General features: G+C 74.0%; 16 protein-coding genes and 2 tRNA genes. 12 read left to right on the top strand and 6 right to left on the bottom strand.

Annotation, left to right across the window (positions count from 1 at the left end; all coding sequences use genetic code 11):
- Nucleotides 1–570: 570 nt before the first annotated feature.
- The 4 genes from BJ989_RS13840 to BJ989_RS13825 form a co-directional block, all read right to left on the bottom strand.
- Nucleotides 571–1,878 (bottom strand): HNH endonuclease signature motif containing protein, encoded by a 1,308-nt coding sequence (locus BJ989_RS13840; protein WP_179518692.1) that lies wholly within the window; start codon nucleotides 1,876–1,878, stop codon nucleotides 571–573.
- A 527-nt stretch (nucleotides 1,879–2,405) separates the two neighbouring features.
- Complete coding sequence (locus BJ989_RS13835; RefSeq protein WP_343049376.1) at nucleotides 2,406–2,672, bottom strand: hypothetical protein; 267 nt, start codon at nucleotides 2,670–2,672, stop codon at nucleotides 2,406–2,408.
- 38 nt (nucleotides 2,673–2,710) lie between these two features.
- Nucleotides 2,711–2,968 (bottom strand): hypothetical protein, encoded by a 258-nt coding sequence (locus tag BJ989_RS13830; protein WP_179518691.1) that lies wholly within the window; start codon nucleotides 2,966–2,968, stop codon nucleotides 2,711–2,713.
- 10 nt (nucleotides 2,969–2,978) lie between these two features.
- Entirely contained in the window at nucleotides 2,979–3,890 is a 912-nt protein-coding gene (locus tag BJ989_RS13825) for a 3-methyladenine DNA glycosylase (RefSeq protein WP_343049375.1), read from the bottom strand.
- Between the two features lie 32 nt (nucleotides 3,891–3,922).
- Between BJ989_RS13825 and BJ989_RS13820 the strand changes: the two genes are divergently transcribed.
- The 7 genes from BJ989_RS13820 to BJ989_RS13790 all read left to right on the top strand — a co-directional run bounded on the left by BJ989_RS13820 (nucleotide 3,923) and on the right by BJ989_RS13790 (nucleotide 9,770).
- Nucleotides 3,923–4,732: a fumarylacetoacetate hydrolase family protein gene (locus BJ989_RS13820; RefSeq protein ID WP_179518690.1), complete on the top strand. Its 810-nt coding sequence runs from the start codon at nucleotides 3,923–3,925 to the stop codon at nucleotides 4,730–4,732.
- The gene (gene gltX / locus BJ989_RS13815) at nucleotides 4,732–6,216 is read left to right on the top strand and encodes a glutamate--tRNA ligase (protein WP_179518689.1); all 1,485 of its coding nucleotides are present in this window, start codon (nucleotides 4,732–4,734) and stop codon (nucleotides 6,214–6,216) included. Before BJ989_RS13820 ends, gltX begins: the two co-directional genes overlap by 1 nt.
- Before the next feature lie 24 nt (nucleotides 6,217–6,240).
- Entirely contained in the window at nucleotides 6,241–7,320 is a 1,080-nt protein-coding gene (locus BJ989_RS13810; protein WP_179518688.1) for a CPBP family glutamic-type intramembrane protease, read from the top strand.
- A gap of 13 nt (nucleotides 7,321–7,333) precedes the next feature.
- Nucleotides 7,334–7,405, top strand: a tRNA-Gln gene (locus BJ989_RS13805).
- A 102-nt stretch (nucleotides 7,406–7,507) separates the two neighbouring features.
- Nucleotides 7,508–7,580, top strand: a tRNA-Glu gene (locus tag BJ989_RS13800).
- Between the two features lie 140 nt (nucleotides 7,581–7,720).
- Complete coding sequence (locus tag BJ989_RS13795; RefSeq protein ID WP_179518687.1) at nucleotides 7,721–9,286, top strand: AlkA N-terminal domain-containing protein; 1,566 nt, start codon at nucleotides 7,721–7,723, stop codon at nucleotides 9,284–9,286.
- 1 nt (nucleotide 9,287) lies between these two features.
- A complete protein-coding gene (locus tag BJ989_RS13790; RefSeq protein WP_179518686.1) occupies nucleotides 9,288–9,770 on the top strand; it encodes a methylated-DNA--[protein]-cysteine S-methyltransferase in 483 nt (160 codons plus the stop codon).
- A 40-nt stretch (nucleotides 9,771–9,810) separates the two neighbouring features.
- Here the strand turns inward: BJ989_RS13790 and BJ989_RS13785 are convergent, their stop codons facing one another.
- Nucleotides 9,811–10,533 carry an IclR family transcriptional regulator gene (locus BJ989_RS13785; RefSeq protein ID WP_179518685.1) on the bottom strand — a complete coding sequence of 241 codons (723 nt, stop codon included), beginning with the start codon at nucleotides 10,531–10,533 and terminating at the stop codon, nucleotides 9,811–9,813.
- Nucleotides 10,534–10,662: 129 nt separating this feature from the next.
- Between BJ989_RS13785 and leuC the strand changes: the two genes are divergently transcribed.
- From leuC to BJ989_RS13770, 3 genes are all read left to right on the top strand, one after another.
- Complete coding sequence (leuC, locus tag BJ989_RS13780; protein WP_179518684.1) at nucleotides 10,663–12,096, top strand: 3-isopropylmalate dehydratase large subunit; 1,434 nt, start codon at nucleotides 10,663–10,665, stop codon at nucleotides 12,094–12,096.
- A complete protein-coding gene (leuD, locus tag BJ989_RS13775; protein WP_179518683.1) occupies nucleotides 12,096–12,701 on the top strand; it encodes a 3-isopropylmalate dehydratase small subunit in 606 nt (201 codons plus the stop codon). Before leuC ends, leuD begins: the two co-directional genes overlap by 1 nt.
- A gap of 122 nt (nucleotides 12,702–12,823) precedes the next feature.
- Nucleotides 12,824–13,810, top strand: a complete 987-nt coding sequence (locus tag BJ989_RS13770; RefSeq protein WP_179518682.1) for an HU family DNA-binding protein — start codon at nucleotides 12,824–12,826, stop codon at nucleotides 13,808–13,810.
- Nucleotides 13,811–13,883: 73 nt separating this feature from the next.
- Here the strand turns inward: BJ989_RS13770 and cofC are convergent, their stop codons facing one another.
- Nucleotides 13,884–14,534, bottom strand: coding sequence for a 2-phospho-L-lactate guanylyltransferase (gene cofC, locus BJ989_RS13765; protein ID WP_179518681.1), 651 nt, complete (start codon nucleotides 14,532–14,534; stop codon nucleotides 13,884–13,886).
- Nucleotides 14,535–14,729: 195 nt separating this feature from the next.
- Here cofC and BJ989_RS13760 point away from each other — a divergent pair, with 195 nt between their 5' ends.
- Together BJ989_RS13760 and BJ989_RS13755 are read left to right on the top strand one after the other, a co-directional pair.
- Nucleotides 14,730–15,503: a lysophospholipid acyltransferase family protein gene (locus BJ989_RS13760; protein ID WP_343049373.1), complete on the top strand. Its 774-nt coding sequence runs from the start codon at nucleotides 14,730–14,732 to the stop codon at nucleotides 15,501–15,503.
- Nucleotides 15,500–16,501: an NAD(P)H-dependent glycerol-3-phosphate dehydrogenase gene (locus tag BJ989_RS13755; protein WP_343049372.1), complete on the top strand. Its 1,002-nt coding sequence runs from the start codon at nucleotides 15,500–15,502 to the stop codon at nucleotides 16,499–16,501. Before BJ989_RS13760 ends, BJ989_RS13755 begins: the two co-directional genes overlap by 4 nt.
- Nucleotides 16,502–16,512: the final 11 nt, after the last annotated feature.

Below are 16,512 nucleotides of genomic sequence, written 5' to 3'. Positions count from 1 at the left end.
GCGCGGCGTCGGTCCGTCGACCGGCGCCGTGACCCAGCAGTGCCGCGCGGGCGACCCCGGCGGCGGTGCGCCCGGGGACAGGCTGGCCCAGGCCGCGGCGGCCGGGCGCCGCGCTCCAGGCGTCGGCGGGGCGCTCGCCGGGGCGCCGGCCCGCCGCCGCCCACCTGCTCCTCCCGCGCCCGCCACCGACCCAGGTTAGAACACCTGTTCGAACAGCGGAGCAGGTCTGGGGGTCGCCGGGAGTCCTCGGCCTGGCCCGGGTGAGCTCGGTCGAGGGGTCGCGGGCTGGGCATGCTTCGAGGGGTCGCGTGTTGGGCTGGCGTCGAGGGGTCGCGCGTTGGGGTCGCGCGTGGGGTTCGCGTCGAGGGGTCGCGGGCTGGGCTCGTGTCGAGGGGTCGCGCGTTGGGCACGCACCGAGGGGTCGCGCGCTGCGCACGCGCCGAGGGGTCGCGCGCTGGCAGCGGGCTGGTGGTCTAGGGGGTCGGCGGCCCGTGCCGAATCGGACCGTTCGCACAGCCATGCGCGGGTACGCGGTGTCGGCGTTGGTGGGTCTGGTTGCGTCGCCTCGGCTCAGGTCCGTATGGGTCGGGTGCGGGCGAACGTGACGCGGTGGCGGTGGTAGGTGGTCTCGTAGGCGGGGTCGTGGGCGCGGGCGTGGTGTCTGGGGCAGAGCAGGTAGCCGTCGGTGAGGTCTGTGTTGCCGCCGGCATGCCAGGGGGTGCGGTGGTGGGCGTGGCACATCGAGGGCGGCCAGTCGCAGCCGTCGGCGGTGCACCCGCCCTGGAGGCGTGCGAGGGCGAGGCGTTGGGTCTTGGTGAAGTACCGCCGGGTCCGCCCGACGTCGAGGGGCTGCGAGGCTCCGCCGAGCACGACGGGCACGATCCCAGCACCGCACGCCCACAGGCGGGCTTTCGCGGCGGTGATCCGGGTGCCGGTCGACAGGGTGGCCGGTGCGTCGGCCCCGGGGCCGGTGCCGGTGAGCTGTGCGAGGTCCAGGGTGACGGTGACGGTCGCGTCCACTCCACCGGCCTGGGTCGCGGTGGTGGCGGCGGCGTGGTGGCGGGTGCGGATGTATTCGCAGAATGCCTGCCCGCGTCGTAGCGGTCGGGGGGCCCGGTCGCCGTGCTGATCGACCGGCACCGGGTCGGTGCCGTGGGTGGCGTGGTGGTGACGGGGCGCGGTGAGCGCGTCGAGGGCGGTGGCGAGCATGTCGGCTTCCGCGACCGGGATCGTGAACCGCCCATGCGCCTTGCCGTGGCCGTCGCGGGTCATCGTGAAGCTGGCTGCCGCGGCTGCTGCTGCTTCTTCGCGTTCGAGGCGGTCGCGTTCGACGTCGTCGGCGATGTCGGGTGCGACGACGTCGAGGATGCGGTCGCCGAGTCGTTTCAGCTCGACCGCGTCGAACATGGCCGCCAGCTCGAGGAGGTGGGCGCGGGCGGCGTCGACCACTGCGGCCCCGACCCGGTCCACCGGCAGGGCGTCGACCGCGCGGGTGATGACTTCGGCCTGCTCGGGCAACACCACCCCGGCGCTCATCGCGGCCAACACGGTGCAGTGGCGTGCCTCGAGCGCCGCAGCGTGGCGGACGGTGGCGACTGACTTCGCCCGGGTCTGGTGGGTCAGCCTGGCCCAGTGCGCCCCCGTAGACGTCGCACCCGTGGCGTCACCGACACCAGCCCGGTCCGCAGCAGCAACGGTGGTGAGCTCGAGTGCGGCGAGGCGGGCACGACACTTGGCGAGCTCGACCAGGGCGGCCTCTGCCTCGTTGGCGGTGAGTGACCAGGTCGGCGTACCCGAGGCGTGGTCGAGGTCGGTGTCGAGGCAGGCCAGCGCGACCAGCAGCGGGTGCTGCGGTGCGTGGTCGCGGTGGTCTGCCATGCCGCCTACTCAACCACCTGCCACCGACAGTCCCGCCCGACTCCGCGGGGGCCCGGATCGGCCTGTGGAGAACGGATCCATGACGGTCGCCTGTGGACTGGAAGTGGCGCAGACCGGCGTCTGACGAGGGTCGGGTGCGGGTGTCGAGAGGGCCTCTGGGCGACCCCCCGACGACCCGTGTGCACCAGCGCGTGATCCCTCGACGCGAGCCCAGCGCGTGACCCCTCGCCGCCAGCGCAGCGCGTGACCCCTCGACGCCAGCGCAGCGCGTGACCCCTCGACGCCAGCGCAGCGCGTGACCCCTCGACACCAGAGCAGCGCGCGACCCCTTGACGCATGCCCAGCGCGCGACCCCTCGACGCGAGCCCAGCGCGTGACCCCTCGACGCGAGCGCAGCGCGTGACCCCTCGACGCGAGCCCAGCGCGTGACCCCTCGACACGAGCCCAGCGCGCGACCCCTCGACACGAGCCCGGCGCGCGCCCCTGGGGCGGTTCACCGAGCCCCGGCACGACCAGCGCCCGGTGCGTCAGACCTCGAGCAACCGCTCGCACTCCACGAGGAGGGCCGCGCGCAGCGGTGCGCCCCGCTCGGCGAAGGCGCGCTGGGCAGCGGCGTACTCCGCCTTGCCCTCGGCCGTCTCGATCCGCACCGGCGCGTAGCCGAGGTCGGCGAGGTCGTAGGGCGCCGCGCGCATGTCGAGCTCGCGGATGTCCCGGGCCAGCTCGAAGCAGTCGACGACGAGGTCGGAGGCGACCATCGGCGTGAGCCGGAAGGCGTGCTTGTAGAGGTCCATGCAGAGGCGAAGTCTGCAGACACCGGTCGCGCCGGTCCTCAGTCGTTCGAGAGTCCCTTGGCGACGATCAGAGGAAGCCAGGTGGGTGTTGCGAACGCGATCCACTGCGCCCGATCGCCGTTGGTGACGGTCGCGTGGCAGTCGGGGCGTGGGGGAGCGTCAAGGCCCCCGTAGCCCACCTCTCCGGAAGGAGACGAGGGGTCCGGGCAGTAGTACATCTGGTCCGGCAGGGTTGCCATCGCGAACGCCATGCCTAGCAGCAGGTACATCGCGAGAGCGGCGACGGCGAACTTCATGTCGGCATCATCACACGCCAGTCGCGCTGAGGAGGCGCTCGCACTCTTCGATGAGTCGCTGACGGATCGGCGCAGCGCGCCCTGAGAACTCGCGCTGAAGCCTGACGTACTCCGCCTTGCCTTCTGGAGTCTCGATCTTGACTGGAGTCCATTCGTCCCCGGTGGGATCGAGCCGGATGCCAGTCATGTCGTAAGGGGCCGCCCGCATGTCCAAGATCCTGATGTCCCAGGCTAGTTCGAACGCATCAGCAACCAAGTCCGAACAGATCATCGGACTCAACCTGACTGCAACCTTGCCGTAGAGGTCCATCCCGGCGTGCAGGCACCCCGGCTGCTCGAAGGCGTCGCGGTCGTCGCGGCCGGGGGAGAGGGTGTTGAGCGGCCGGGCCGACGGCGTGAAGAAGCGGAAGGCGTCGAAGTGCGAGCACGTCACCCGGTGCGACTCGACCACCGCGTCGGTCGCGTCCGCGCCGAGCCGCAGCGGCCACGGGTGGCGCGTGCCGTGCTCGGCGGATCGGTGCACCATCGCCCACTCGTGCAGCCCGAAGCAGGAGTACGCCGGGGCGCGCGACGCCGTCGCCCGCAGCAGCCGCGCGAGCGCGACCAGCAGGGGCCGCTGCGCCCGCACGTGCTCCGCCGTGACGGCCGCGACCCCGTCGCGCACGGCGTACCCCTTGAGCGTGCCGTGCTCCTCGGCGTCCGCGAGCCCGGTGCCGAAGCCCGGGTGCCAGCGGCGCAGCTGGGCCGGCCGCTGGGAGTAGTAGGTGAAGAGGAAGTCGTGCACGGGGTGCGGCACTCCCGACCGTCGCCGTTCGAGGTGCGGGGCGACGAGGGCGTCGACGCGCGCGGCGTGCGCGTCGGCCAGGGCGCGCCACGCGTCGGGCTCGAGCACGCCCGCTGCCGCCCGCACCTCCGCCGTCACGGGCACCGATCGTAGGTCGCTAGTCTCGACCGGTGCGCATCGCGAGGTTCACCACGGGAGAAGAGCCGATGTACGGCGTCGTCACCGGGGAGGTCGACGAGCTCGGCCAGCCCGCCGACGACAGCGTCGTCGTGGCGCTGGCCGGCGACCCGCTCTACGTGGGGGTGAAGCTGCTGGAGCAGGAGCACCGGCTCGCCGACGTGCGGCTGCTCGCCCCCGTGCTGCCGCGCAGCAAGGTGGTCGGCATCGGCCGCAACTACGCCGCCCACGCCGCCGAGCTCGGCCACGACCTGCCCGAGGAGCCCCTGATGTTCCTCAAGCCCAACACCGCGGTGGTGGGCCCCGGTGACCCGGTGCACTACCCCCGCCAGACCGAGGAGCTGCACTACGAGGGCGAGCTCGCCGTCGTCATCGGCCGGATCTGCCGCGACGTCCCGCCCGAGAAGGCGACCGACGTCATCCACGGCTACACCGTCGCCAACGACGTCACCGCCCGCGACCTGCAGCGCAAGGACGGGCAGTTCACCCGGGCCAAGGGCTTCGACTCCTTCTGCCCCCTCGGGCCGTGGATCGAGACCGACCTCGACCCGCAGACCTTCGCCGACGGCGTGCGCATCACCACGCACCTCAACGGCGACCTCGTGCAGGACGGCAGCACCGCCGACCTGATCTTCGACATCCCCACCCTGGTCGCCCACGTGACCAGCGTGATGACGCTGCTGCCCGGCGACGTCATCCTCACCGGCACCCCGGAGGGTGTCGGTCCGATGGCCGTCGGCGACGAGGTCGAGGTGACCGTCGCCGGCATCGGCTCCCTGACCAACAAGGTGGCGTCCCGCTGATGACCGTCCGCGTCCGCATGGCCCCGAGCCCCACCGGCTCGCCCCACGTCGGCCTGGCCCGCACCGCGCTCTACAACTGGGCGTTCGCGCGCCGCCACGGCGGCACCTTCGTCTTCCGCATCGAGGACACCGACAAGGAGCGCAACACCGAGGAGTCCTACGCCTCGCTCGTCGACCTCTTCGGCTGGCTCGGCCTGGACTGGGACGAGGGCGTCGAGGTCGGCGGCCCCTACGGGCCCTACCGCCAGTCCGAGCGCAGCGAGCTCTACGCCGACGTGCTGACGCGCCTGCGCGAGACCTCCTCGACCTACGACTGCTACTGCACCACCGACGAGGTCGACGCGCGCCGCAAGGCCACCGGCTCGAAGGTCATGGGCTACGACGGCTTCTGCCGCGAGCTCTCCGAGGAGCAGGTCGCCGCCTTCCGCGCGGAGGGCCGCCGCCCCGTCGTGCGCTTCCGGATGCCGGACGGCTCGATCACCTGGGACGACCTGGTCCGCGGCGAGATCACCTTCGAGACCGCGTTCGTGCCCGACTTCGCGCTCTGCCGCGCCAACGGCGACCCGCTCTACACCCTCACCGCGCCCGTCGACGACGCCACGATGGCGATCACCCACGTCCTGCGCGGCGAGGACCTGCTCTCCAGCACCCCCCGCCAGCTCGCGCTCTTCGAGGCGCTGAAGGCGATCGGCGTCGCGGAGCAGACCCCCGCCTACGGTCACCTGCCCTACGTCATGGGCGAGGGCAACAAGAAGCTGTCCAAGCGTGACCCGCAGGCCCACATGGCGCTCTACCGCGAGCAGGGCTTCCTGCCCGAGGGCCTGCTCAACTACCTCGCGCTCCTCGGGTGGGCCATCGCCGCCGACCGCGACGTCTTCACGCTCGCGGAGATGGTCGAGACCTTCGACATCGGCGACGTCAACCCCAACCCCGCGCGCTTCGACCTGAAGAAGGCCGAGGCCATCAACGCCTCCCACATGCGTCTGCTGGGCGCCGAGGACCTCACGGCCCGCATGGTGCCGTTCCTGCAGGGTGCGGGCGTCCTCTCCGACCCGCCGACCGAGGCCGAGCTGCAGGTCCTCGGGCAGGCGGTGCCGCTCGTGGCCGAGCGCATGAACAAGCTCACCGAGGCCCCCGAGATGCTCGGCTTCCTCCTGACCGAGGAGGAGTCCTTCACGCGCGACCCCGCCGAGGTCGAGAAGGTGCTCACCGAGGAGGGTCGCGCGGTCGTGCAGGCCTCCCACGACGCGCTCGCAGCGCTGCCGGAGTGGAGCACCGCGGCCATCGAGGCGGCGCTGCGCGAGGCCCTCGTCGAGGAGCGCGGCCTCAAGCCGCGGGTCGCCTTCGGCCCGGTGCGCGTGGCCGTCACGGGCCGCCGCATCTCCCCGCCGCTCTTCGAGTCGATGGAGCTCCTCGGACGCGAGCGCAGCCTCGCCCGCCTCGCCTCCGCCACGAGCACGCCCGCGGAGACCCCGGGCGCCTGACCGGAGGGTCGGCACAATGGCGGTGTGAGCACCGCCCACCACCCGTCGTACGCCGGGGGCCCGCCCGCCGCGTCCACCCCCGGCCCGGCGGGCCCGCCGGTCGACCTCTACCCGCCGCTGCCGTTCCACGAGCTGCACCGCGCCGGTCACCTCGGCGCGTGGCGGCCGCTGGTGGGGCTGCTGGTGTGCGCCGTCGCGTTCTTCGGGCTCAGCCTGGTGTGGATGCTGGTCTTCGTCGCGGGCGGGCTGCTGCTCGGGCAGGGGGCGGGGGAGACGTTCTCGGCGCTGACCGCCTTCGACGACCCGGGCCCGCTATCGCTGAGCTACCTGCTGACGTCGCTGGCGCTCTTCATCCCGCTGACCTGGGCCCTGACCCGCTGGCTGCACGGGCTGCGGCCGCGGTGGACCACCTCGGTGGCACCCCGGATGCGGTGGGGCTACTTCGCGGTGTGCCTGGGCCTCGCCCTCGTTGCGCTCCTCGTGACCGTCGTGATGGGTGCGCTGCTGCCGGGCCTGGCCGAGACCGAGCAGACGCCGCAGTTCGAGGGGTTCTCCGACGCCACCCGCGACCTGTTGCTGGTCGCGCTGCTCTTCACCCCGCTCCAGGCGGCCGGCGAGGAGTACCTCTTCCGCGGCTACGTCACCCAGGCCGTCGGCGGCCTGCTCGGCGGCCGGGGCACCGGCCCGGCGGGGCGGCGGGTCACGGCCGCGGCCTGCGTGGTCGTGCCCGCGCTGCTCTTCGCCCTCGCCCACGGGGCGCAGGACGCGCCCGTCTTCATCGACCGCTTCGCCTTCGGCCTGCTGGCCGGGCTGCTCGTCGTGCTCACCGGCGGCCTCGAGGCGGCCATTGCCATGCACGTGCTCAACAACCTGCTGGCCTTCGGCGTCGCCATCTCCCTCGGCGAGCTCGGCAGTGCCCTGAGCCCCGGGGAGAGCAGCTGGTGGATGGTGCCCGTGACGGTCGTCCGGACGCTGGTCTACCTCGGCCTCGCGGTCGGCGTCGCCCGCCTGATGGGCCTGCGGACGGTGTGCGACCCGGCCGTTTTGATCGCGTCGCGCGGACGCGTGTATGGTTCACACCCGGTCCCGCACGCGGCAGCGTGAGGGGCCGATGCTGTGGGATATGGTGTAATTGGCAGCACGACTGATTCTGGTTCAGTTAGTCTAGGTTCGAGTCCTAGTATCCCAGCGAGATCGCGGTCACACGACTGCGATTTGGTGCGGGGCCCTCGTCGAGGCTAAGGTTCCGAACCGTTGCGACGGCCGCGTCAGCGCAGGTCGGAGCAGCAATGCCCCCGTTGTGTAGCGGCCTAGCACGCCGCCCTCTCAAGGCGGTAGCGCCGGTTCGAATCCGGTCGGGGGTACGCACGGACAGCAGGGCCCCGGGAGACCGGGGCCCTGCTGCGTTTGCCCGCGAGTGTGCGGTGCAGGTCCCCGTGGTGGTGTCCACGGCCGTGTCCGGTTCCCGCCAGTGCGGGCCGCCCCGCTCCGGCAGGATGGGGTCATGACGACCGACCTGGCCGCGCTCGACGACGACGCCCGCTACGGCGCCGTGCGCAGCCGCGACCGGCGCTTCGACGGCGTCTTCTGCACGGCCGTGCGCACGACCGGGATCTACTGCCGGCCCTCCTGCCCGGCGCGCACGCCGGCGCAGGGCAACGTCGCGTTCTTCCCCACGGCGGCAGCGGCACAGGCGGCCGGCTACCGCGCCTGCAAGCGCTGCCTGCCCGACGCCGTACCGGGCAGCCCGGGCTGGGACGTGCGCGCCGACGTGGCCGGCCGCGCCATGCGGCTGGTGGCCGACGGCGTGGTCGACCGCGAGGGCGTCGAGGGCCTGGCCCGCCGCGTCGGCTACACCCCCCGCCACCTCGGCCGCGTCCTGGTCGCCGAGCTCGGAGCCGGCCCGCTCGCACTCGCCCGCTCCCGACGGGCGCAGACCGCGCGCACGCTCCTCGAGACCACCGACCTGCGCGTGGCCGACGTCGCCTTCGCCGCTGGCTTCGCCAGCGTGCGGCAGTGCAACGACACCGTCCGCGAGGTCTACGCCGCGACCCCGACCGAGCTGCGCGGGCGTCGCCGGGCCGGAGGGCCCGCCGGGTCGTCGTCCCCCGGCACGCTCCCGGTGAGGCTCGCGGTGCGCCCCCCCTTCGCGGCCCGTGCGCTCGTCGACTTCCTGGCCTACCACGTGGTGCCGGGCGTCGAGACCGCCGGACCGGGGTGGTACGCCCGCACCCTCGACCTGCCGCACGGCCCGGGCGCGGTGCGCCTCGAGGCGCCGGTCGACGAGGTCGAGCCGGGCGGCACGGCGTACGTCGTGGCGACGCTGCGGCTGACCGACCTGCGCGACACCGGGGCCGCGGTGGCGCGCGTGCGGCGGCTGCTCGACGCCGACTGCGACCCGGTGGCCGTCGACGCGGCCCTGGGGGCCGACCCGCTCCTCGCCCCCCTCGTGACCCGCACCCCCGGGCTGCGGGTGCCCGGTCAGGTCGACGGCGCCGAGACCGCCGTGCGCACGGTCGTGGGCCAGCAGGTCAGCGTGGTCGGGGCCCGCACCGTCACCGCACGGGTCGTCGCCGCGCACGGACGCCGGGTCGACCTCGGCGTGGCGGGGTTGACGCACCTCTTCCCCGACGCAGCCACGCTGGCCGTGGTCGACCCGGAGACGCTGCCGATGCCGCGGGCGCGCGGTCGGGCCCTGGTCGCCCTCTGCGCGGCGCTCGCCGACGGCACGGTCGCCCTCGACGGCGGCAGCGACCGCGGCGACGTGCGCGCCGCGATGCTCGCGCTGCCGGGCATCGGGCCCTGGACGGCCGACTACGTCGCGATGCGCGCCCTCGGCCACCCCGACGTCTTCCTGCCGGGCGACGTCGGCGTGCGCAATGCGCTGCGGGCGCTCGGCGAGCCCGGCGACCCCGCGGCGGCCGCCGCCCGCAGCGAGGCGTGGCGGCCGTGGCGTTCCTACGCCCTGCTGCACCTGTGGCACACCGTGGTGCCGGCCCAGCCCGACGCCCAGCCCGACGCCCAGCCCGACGCCCAGCCCGACGCCCGGCGCGCACGAGAGGAAGCCTGAGATGTGGACGACGCTGGACTCGCCGATCGGCGAGCTGCGCGTGGTGGAGCGCGACGGCGCTCTCACGGCCATCGAGTTCTCGCCCTTCCGCGACGCCGCCGGCGGCCGGCCGATCGGCGACCGCGAGGACGACCACCCCGTGCTCGCCGAGGCGGTGCGGCAGCTGCAGGCCTACTTCGCCGGCGAGCTCACCGACTTCGACCTCCCGCTCGCACCGGTCGGCTCGGACTTCCAGCAACGCGTGTGGGCCGAGCTGCAGCGGATCGGCTACGGCCGCACCGCGTCGTACGGCGAGGTGGCGCGGCGGCTGGGCCACACCGGCGCCGCGTCGCGGGCGGTCGGCACGGCCAACGGCCGCAACCCGATCCCCGTCGTCATCCCGTGCCACCGGGTGATCGGGGCCGACGGCACCCTCACCGGCTACGCCGGTGGGATGGCGCGCAAGCAGACGCTGCTGCAGCTGGAGCAGGGCGCGCTCTTCTGAGGCGTCGGCGTGCGACCTCGCAGGCGCGGTCGCGGGCCCCTCACTCCGCTGCGGCGCGGCGCAGCGACTCGGAGAGCCGCTCGGCGGCGGCGAGCACGGCGGGGGCGTGCATGCGGCCGGGCTGGCGCGAGAGGCGCTCGAGCGGCCCGGAGACCGAGACCGCGGCGATGATCTTGCCGCTGGGGGAACGCACCGGCGCGGAGACCGAGGCGACGCCCTGCTCGCGCTCGCCGACCGACTGCGCCCAGCCGCGGCGGCGGATGCCGGACAGCGCGGTGGCGGAGTAGGCGGCGTTCTGCAGGCCGCGGTGCATGCGCTCGGGGTCCTCCCACGCGAGCAGCACCTGGGCGGCCGAGCCCGCGCGCATCGTCAGCTGCGAGCCCACCGGGATGGTGTCGCGCAGCCCCGAGGGACGCTCCGCCGCCGCGACGCAGACGCGGTGCTCGCCCTGGCGCCGCCACAGCTGCGCGGACTCCCCGGTGATGTCGCGCAGCCGGGCCAGCACCGGACCGGCCGCGGCCAGCAGCCGGTCCTCGCCGGCGGCGGCGGAGAGCTCGGCGAGGCGGGGGCCCAGCACGAAGCGGCCCTGCATGTCGCGGGCCACGAGGCGGTGGTGCTCGAGGGCCACCGCGAGACGGTGTGCGGTGGGGCGGGCCAGCCCGGTGCCGGCGACGAGGCCGGCCAGCGTGGCCGGGCCCGACTCCAGCGCGGCGAGCACCAGGGCCGCCTTGTCGAGCACGCCGACCCCGCTGCTGTTGTCCATATAGCAATATTGACGTCTCAGATCATGGGATGCAAGAGGTAACCTGATGGCCGTCGCCACATCCGGCGACGCATCGAGGCAACGATGCCGCGGCCCCGGCCGCGGCCGCACCGCGCGGGAGGACGAGGCATGGGTCGCACGCTGGCCGAGAAGGTCTGGGACGAGCACGTCGTCCGCAGCGCTCCGGGGGAGCCCGACCTCCTCTTCGTCGACCTCCACCTCCTCCACGAGGTCACCTCGCCGCAGGCGTTCGACGGTCTGCGGCTCGCCGGTCGCCGCGTGCGCCGGCCCGACCTCACGCTGGCGACCGAGGACCACAACGTCCCCACCCTCGACTGGGACAAGCCGATCGCGGACCCGGTGTCGCGCACCCAGGTCGAGACGCTGCGCCGCAACGCCGAGGAGTTCGGCATCCGGCTGCACCCGCTCGGCGACGTCGAGCAGGGCATCGTCCACGTGGTCGGGCCGCAGCTGGGGCTGACCCAGCCCGGCATGACGATCGTCTGCGGTGACTCCCACACCTCCACCCACGGCGCCTTCGGCGCGATCGCGTTCGGCATCGGCACCTCCGAGGTCGAGCACGTGCTGGCGACGCAGACGCTGACCCAGTCGCGGCCGAGGACGATGGCCGTGACGGTCGAGGGCAGCCTGCCCGCCGGCGTCACCGCCAAGGACCTCGTGCTCACGCTCATCGCCCACACCGGCACCGGCGGCGGGCAGGGCTACATCGTGGAGTACCGCGGCCAGGCCATCGAGGAGCTCTCCATGGAGGGCCGGATGACCGTGTGCAACATGTCGATCGAGTGGGGCGCCAAGGCCGGGATGATCGCCCCCGACCAGACCACCTTCGACTACCTGCAGGGCCGCCCCGAGGCCCCGACGGGCGACGACTGGGACGCCGCGGTCGAGCACTGGCGCAGCCTGCGCACCGACGACGACGCGGTCTTCGACGCCGAGATCGTGCTCGACGCCTCCACGATGACGCCCTTCGTCACGTGGGGGACCAACCCCGGCCAGGGGGTCCCGCTGGGTGCGTCGGTGCCCTCGCCCGACGACTTCGACGAGCCCAACGACCGCGTCGCCACCGAGAAGGCCCTCACCTACATGGGGCTGGAGTCCGGCACGCCGATGCGCGACATCAAGGTCGACACCGTCTTCGTCGGCTCCTGCACCAACGGCCGCATCGAGGACCTGCGTCTCGCCGCGGAGGTGATCAAGGGTCGCAAGGTCGCGCCCGACACGCGCCTGCTCGTGGTGCCGGGCTCCGTGCGGGTGCGCCTGCAGGCCGAGGAGGAGGGCCTGCACACGGTCTTCACCGAGGCGGGCGCCGAGTGGCGCGGGGCCGGGTGCTCGATGTGCCTCGGCATGAACCCCGACCAGCTGGCCGTGGGGGAGCGCAGCGCCTCCACGTCCAACCGCAACTTCGAGGGCCGTCAGGGCAAGGGCGGTCGCACCCACCTCGTGTCCGTGCCCGTCGCCGCGGCCACCGCCGTGCGGGGCACCTTGTCCTCGCCTGCCGACCTCGAGCCGCTGGGCTCGCTGAGCACCGCCGGGAGCAACTGATGGAGAAGTTCACCACCCACACCGGCGTGGGCGTGCCGCTGAAGCGCAGCAACGTCGACACCGATCAGATCATCCCGGCCGTCTACCTCAAGCGGGTGACGCGCACGGGGTTCGAGGACGGCCTGTTCGCCGCGTGGCGCAGCGACCCGGACTTCGTGCTCAACCACCCGGCGTACGCCGCGGGGTCGGTGCTCGTGGCGGGCCCCGACTTCGGCACCGGCAGCTCGCGGGAGCACGCCGTGTGGGCGCTGCAGAACTACGGGTTCAAGGCGGTCGTGTCGTCGCGCTTCGCCGACATCTTCCGCGGCAACGCCGGCAAGGCCGGCCTGCTCGCAGCCCAGGTCGACGAGAAGGTCGTGCAGCGGCTGTGGGACCTGCTCGAGGCGCAGCCCGGGGCCGAGGTGACCCTCGACCTGGAGTCGCGCACCGTGCGTGCCGGGAGCGGCGACGGGGCGGTCGAGGACTCCTTCGACATCGACGACTACACCCGCTGGCGCCTCCTCGAAGGCCTCGACGACATCGGCATCACGCTGGGCCACGACGACGACATCGCCGCCTTCGAGGCGCGTCGACCCGCGTGGAAGCCGGTCACGCAGCGCACCTGAGGGCCGTCGGGGGCGCCGGACACGGGTGAGCGGTCGTTGTGGGCGCGGTGCAGAGTCCCTAGCGTGCCTGCAGGACGTCGGGCACGGGCTCGACCCGCGGAAGTCACCGGAAGGGACGTCACGTGAACAAGACCCAGCTGATCGACGCGCTGGCGCAGCGCTACGAGGGCAACAAGAAGGCCGCCGCGCACGCGCTCGACGCGGTCCTCGACACCATCACCCGCGAGGTCGCCAAGGGCGAGAAGGTCGCGATCACCGGCTTCGGCTCGTTCGAGAAGCGGGTGCGCGAGGCGCGCTGGGTGCGCAACCCGCGCACCGGTGAGCGGGTCAAGGCGAAGAAGACCGCCGTGCCGAAGTTCACACCCGGCGCCGACCTGAAGAACGTCATCTCCGGCGCCAAGAAGCTGCCGAAGCTCACCGTCACGGCTCCCGCCGCCGCGGCCAAGAAGGCGACCGCGACCGCGGGTGCTGCCGCCGCCGCCGCGACCAGCGTGGCCGGCAAGGCCACCGGCGCCGGCCGCGGCTCCGGCAAGGCGACAGCGGCCCCGGCGAAGAAGACCACCGCGGAGAAGACGACCGCGAAGAAGACCACCGCGAAGCAGGCGGCCGAGACCGTGACGGCGCCGACGAGGGCCGCGAAGAAGCCCGCCCCCGTCAAGAAGACCACCACGACCGGGACGGCGAAGAAGGCCTCCTCGAGCGGCGCGGCGAAGCAGACGTCGTCGAGCGGCGCGGCGAAGAAGGCGTCGTCGGGCGGCGCGGCGAAGAAGGCGTCGTCGAGCGGCGCGGCGAAGAAGGCGTCGTCGGGCGGGACGGCGAAGAAGGCGTCGTCGGGCGGGACGGCGAAGAAGGCGTCGTCGAGCGGGACGGCGAAGAAGGCGTCGTCGAGCGGGACGGCGAAGAAGGCGTCGTCGAGCGGGACGGCGAAGAAGGCGTCGTCGAGCGGGACGGCGAAGAAGGCGTCGTCGAGCGGGACGGCGAAGAAGGCCTCCTCGAGCAGCACGGCGAAGAACGCCCCCGCGAAAGAGGCCTCGTCCACGAGCTCGGCCTCCTCGACCACCTCGTCGACCGGCTCCTCCGGCAGCGACAGCAGCTCTACCGGCAGCTGAGCCCCGCCGACCGGCCGTGCCCGCCGCCCCCGCGCGGTGGTGCACGGCCGTCGTGCGTCGGGCGTCCGCCGCGTCAGCGACCCGCAGCGCGCGCCGTGCGCGGACCGACGCCGAGCACGAGCGCCCGCCCGAGGTCGCCCGCGTCGTCGACGTCCTGGCGCAGCCCGGGCCACGGCCCCGCCAGCTCCCGCGCGCCGGCCGCCAGGTGGGCCTCCCGCGAGCCGGCGCCGAAGCGCGGGTCGAAGACGGCGAGCGGGGCGGCGTACGCCGTGGTGCCGGTGCCGAGGGCGTCCGGGACGAAGGCCGGACCCCGGCCGTCCCAGGCCGCGAGGAAGCCGCCGAGGTGCTCGGGGCGCAGGGCCGGCAGGTCGGCGCACAGCGCGACCGGAACCGTGCCCGGCCAGCGTCGACCCGCCTCCGCCGCGGCCTGCGCGAGGGTGGCGTTGAGGTCCTCGCCGGCGCCGTCGGGCAGGACGGTGCACCCCGCCTGCGCCAGCTCGGCCGCGAAGCGGAAGTCGTCGGTGACGGCGAGGACGTGCTCGACGCTGGGCGTGGCGAGCGCAGCCGCGACCGTGTCGAGGGCGAACGCCGCGGCCAGCTCGCGTCGCTCCTCGTCGGGCAGGCCGGCGAGCCGCGACTTGCCGCGCGCCGGGGGCTTCACCGGCACCAGCACCGTGACGCCGCGCGGGGGGCCGGCGTCGGCGGGCGGGGGCGTCTCGGGCACACGCCGATCCTGCCAACCGGTCGTGCGCCGCCCCGCACCCGCCTCGTGCACGACCCGTGCCCGACCCGGCGCCGCCCCGCCGGGCTCGGGCGGACGCCGCCGGGGGAGCTGAACGAGTAGCCTGCACCCCGACGTGCCGCCCGGTGCGTCGCGTGCGGGCCTGCCCCGGGCGCCGGGAGGGACGAACGGGGTGTCGTGAGGGTCCGCAAGCTGGAGCGCAAGCGCGGGTGGCCCTTCGTCGTGGCCGCCTCGATCCTCAAGCCGGTGCTCGTCCCGGGGACGCGCCGGCGGTGGATCGACGGCGACAAGCTGCCCGCCGGCGGCGGCTGCGTGCTGGTGCTCAACCACATCTCCCACGTCGACCCGCTGCTCACCGCCCACTTCGTCTACGACCACGGCCGGCTCCCGCGCTACCTCGCGAAGTCGGGACTCTTCCGCAACCCCGTCCTCGGCGGCTTCCTGCGCTCGCTCGGCCAGATCCCCGTCGCCAGGCTCAGCGCCGACGCCGTCGGGGCCTACGACGCGGCCGTCGCGGCGGTGCGCGCCGGGGAGTGCGTCGTCGTCTACCCCGAGGGCACCATCACCCGCGACCCCGACCTGTGGCCGATGACCGGCAAGACCGGTGCCGCGCGCATCGCGCTGGCGACCGGGTGCCCGGTCGTGCCCGTCGGGCAGTGGGGAGCCCAGGAGATCCTCCCGCCCTACTCCACCCGGCCGCGGCTGCTGCCGCGCCGCACCGTGACGTTCAAGGTCGGCGACCCGGTCGACCTCGGCTCGCTGCCCGACGGCCCGCCGACCGCGGAGGCACTGCGGCGCGCGACCGACCTGATCATGGACGCGATCACCGCGCTGGTGGCCGACGTGCGCGGTGAGGAGCCGCCCGCCGAGCGCTTCGACCCCCGGCAGCGCGGGGTGGGCGAGATCGGCAACCCGCACAAGCAGGCGCGACGCGAGGAGGGCACGGCGTGACGAAGGTCTGCGTGATGGGGTCGGGCTCCTGGGGCACGGCGTTCTCGCTCGTGCTCGCCGACGCCGGCAACGACGTCACCGTCTGGGGTCGGCGCGCCGAGGTGTGCGCCGCGATCAACGAGACGCGCGAGAACGCCGACTACCTCCCGGGCGTGCAGCTGCCGCCCCAGGTCCGCGCGACCGTCGACCACGAGGAGGCCCTCGCCGGGGCCGACGTGGTGGTGCTGGCGGTGCCCTCGCAGACCCTCCGCGAGAACCTCGAGGTGTGGGCGCCGGCGATCCCGTCCAGCGCGCCGATGGTCTCGCTGATGAAGGGAGTGGAGCTCGGCACGCTCAAGCGGATGAGCGAGGTGGTCGCGGAGGTGACCGGTGCCGGTCCCGAGCGCATCGCCGTGGTCAGCGGACCCAACCTGGCGCGCGAGATCGCGCGGCGCGAGCCGGCCGCCTCGGTGGTCGCCTGCGCCGACGAGTCGGTCGCCCGCCAGCTGCAGAGCCTCGTGCACGCGCCGGCGTTCCGGCCCTACACCTCGGTCGACGTGCTCGGGTGCGAGCTGGGAGGGGCCTACAAGAACGTCGTCGGCCTCAGCGTGGGCATGGCCGTCGGCCTGGGCTTCGGCGACAACACGACCGCCTCGCTCATCACCCGCGGGCTGGCCGAGACCGCCCGGCTCGCCATGGCGCTGGGCGCCAACCCCCTGACGCTCATGGGCCTGGCCGGGCTGGGCGACCTCGTGGCGACGTGCTCCTCGCCGCTCTCGCGCAACCGCACCTTCGGGGAGAAGCTCGGCCAGGGGATGACCACGCACGACATCTACGCCTCCACCCGCCAGGTGGCGGAGGGCGCGAAGTCGTGCTCCTCGCTGCTCGCGCTGGCCCGGCAGACCGGCGTCGACGCGCCGATAGCCGAGCACGTCGACGCCGTCGTCAGCGGCGGCATGACCGCCCCCGAGATGATGGCGGCCTTCATCGCCCGCGACACCAAGGCCGAGACCGACTGAGCGAGCGACGG

This window comes from Nocardioides perillae (genome assembly GCF_013409425.1).
Lineage (GTDB): Bacteria > Actinomycetota > Actinomycetes > Propionibacteriales > Nocardioidaceae > Nocardioides > Nocardioides perillae.
Note: the sequence above shows the minus strand (reverse complement) of the source record. Positions and strands in the feature narration are given on the sequence as shown.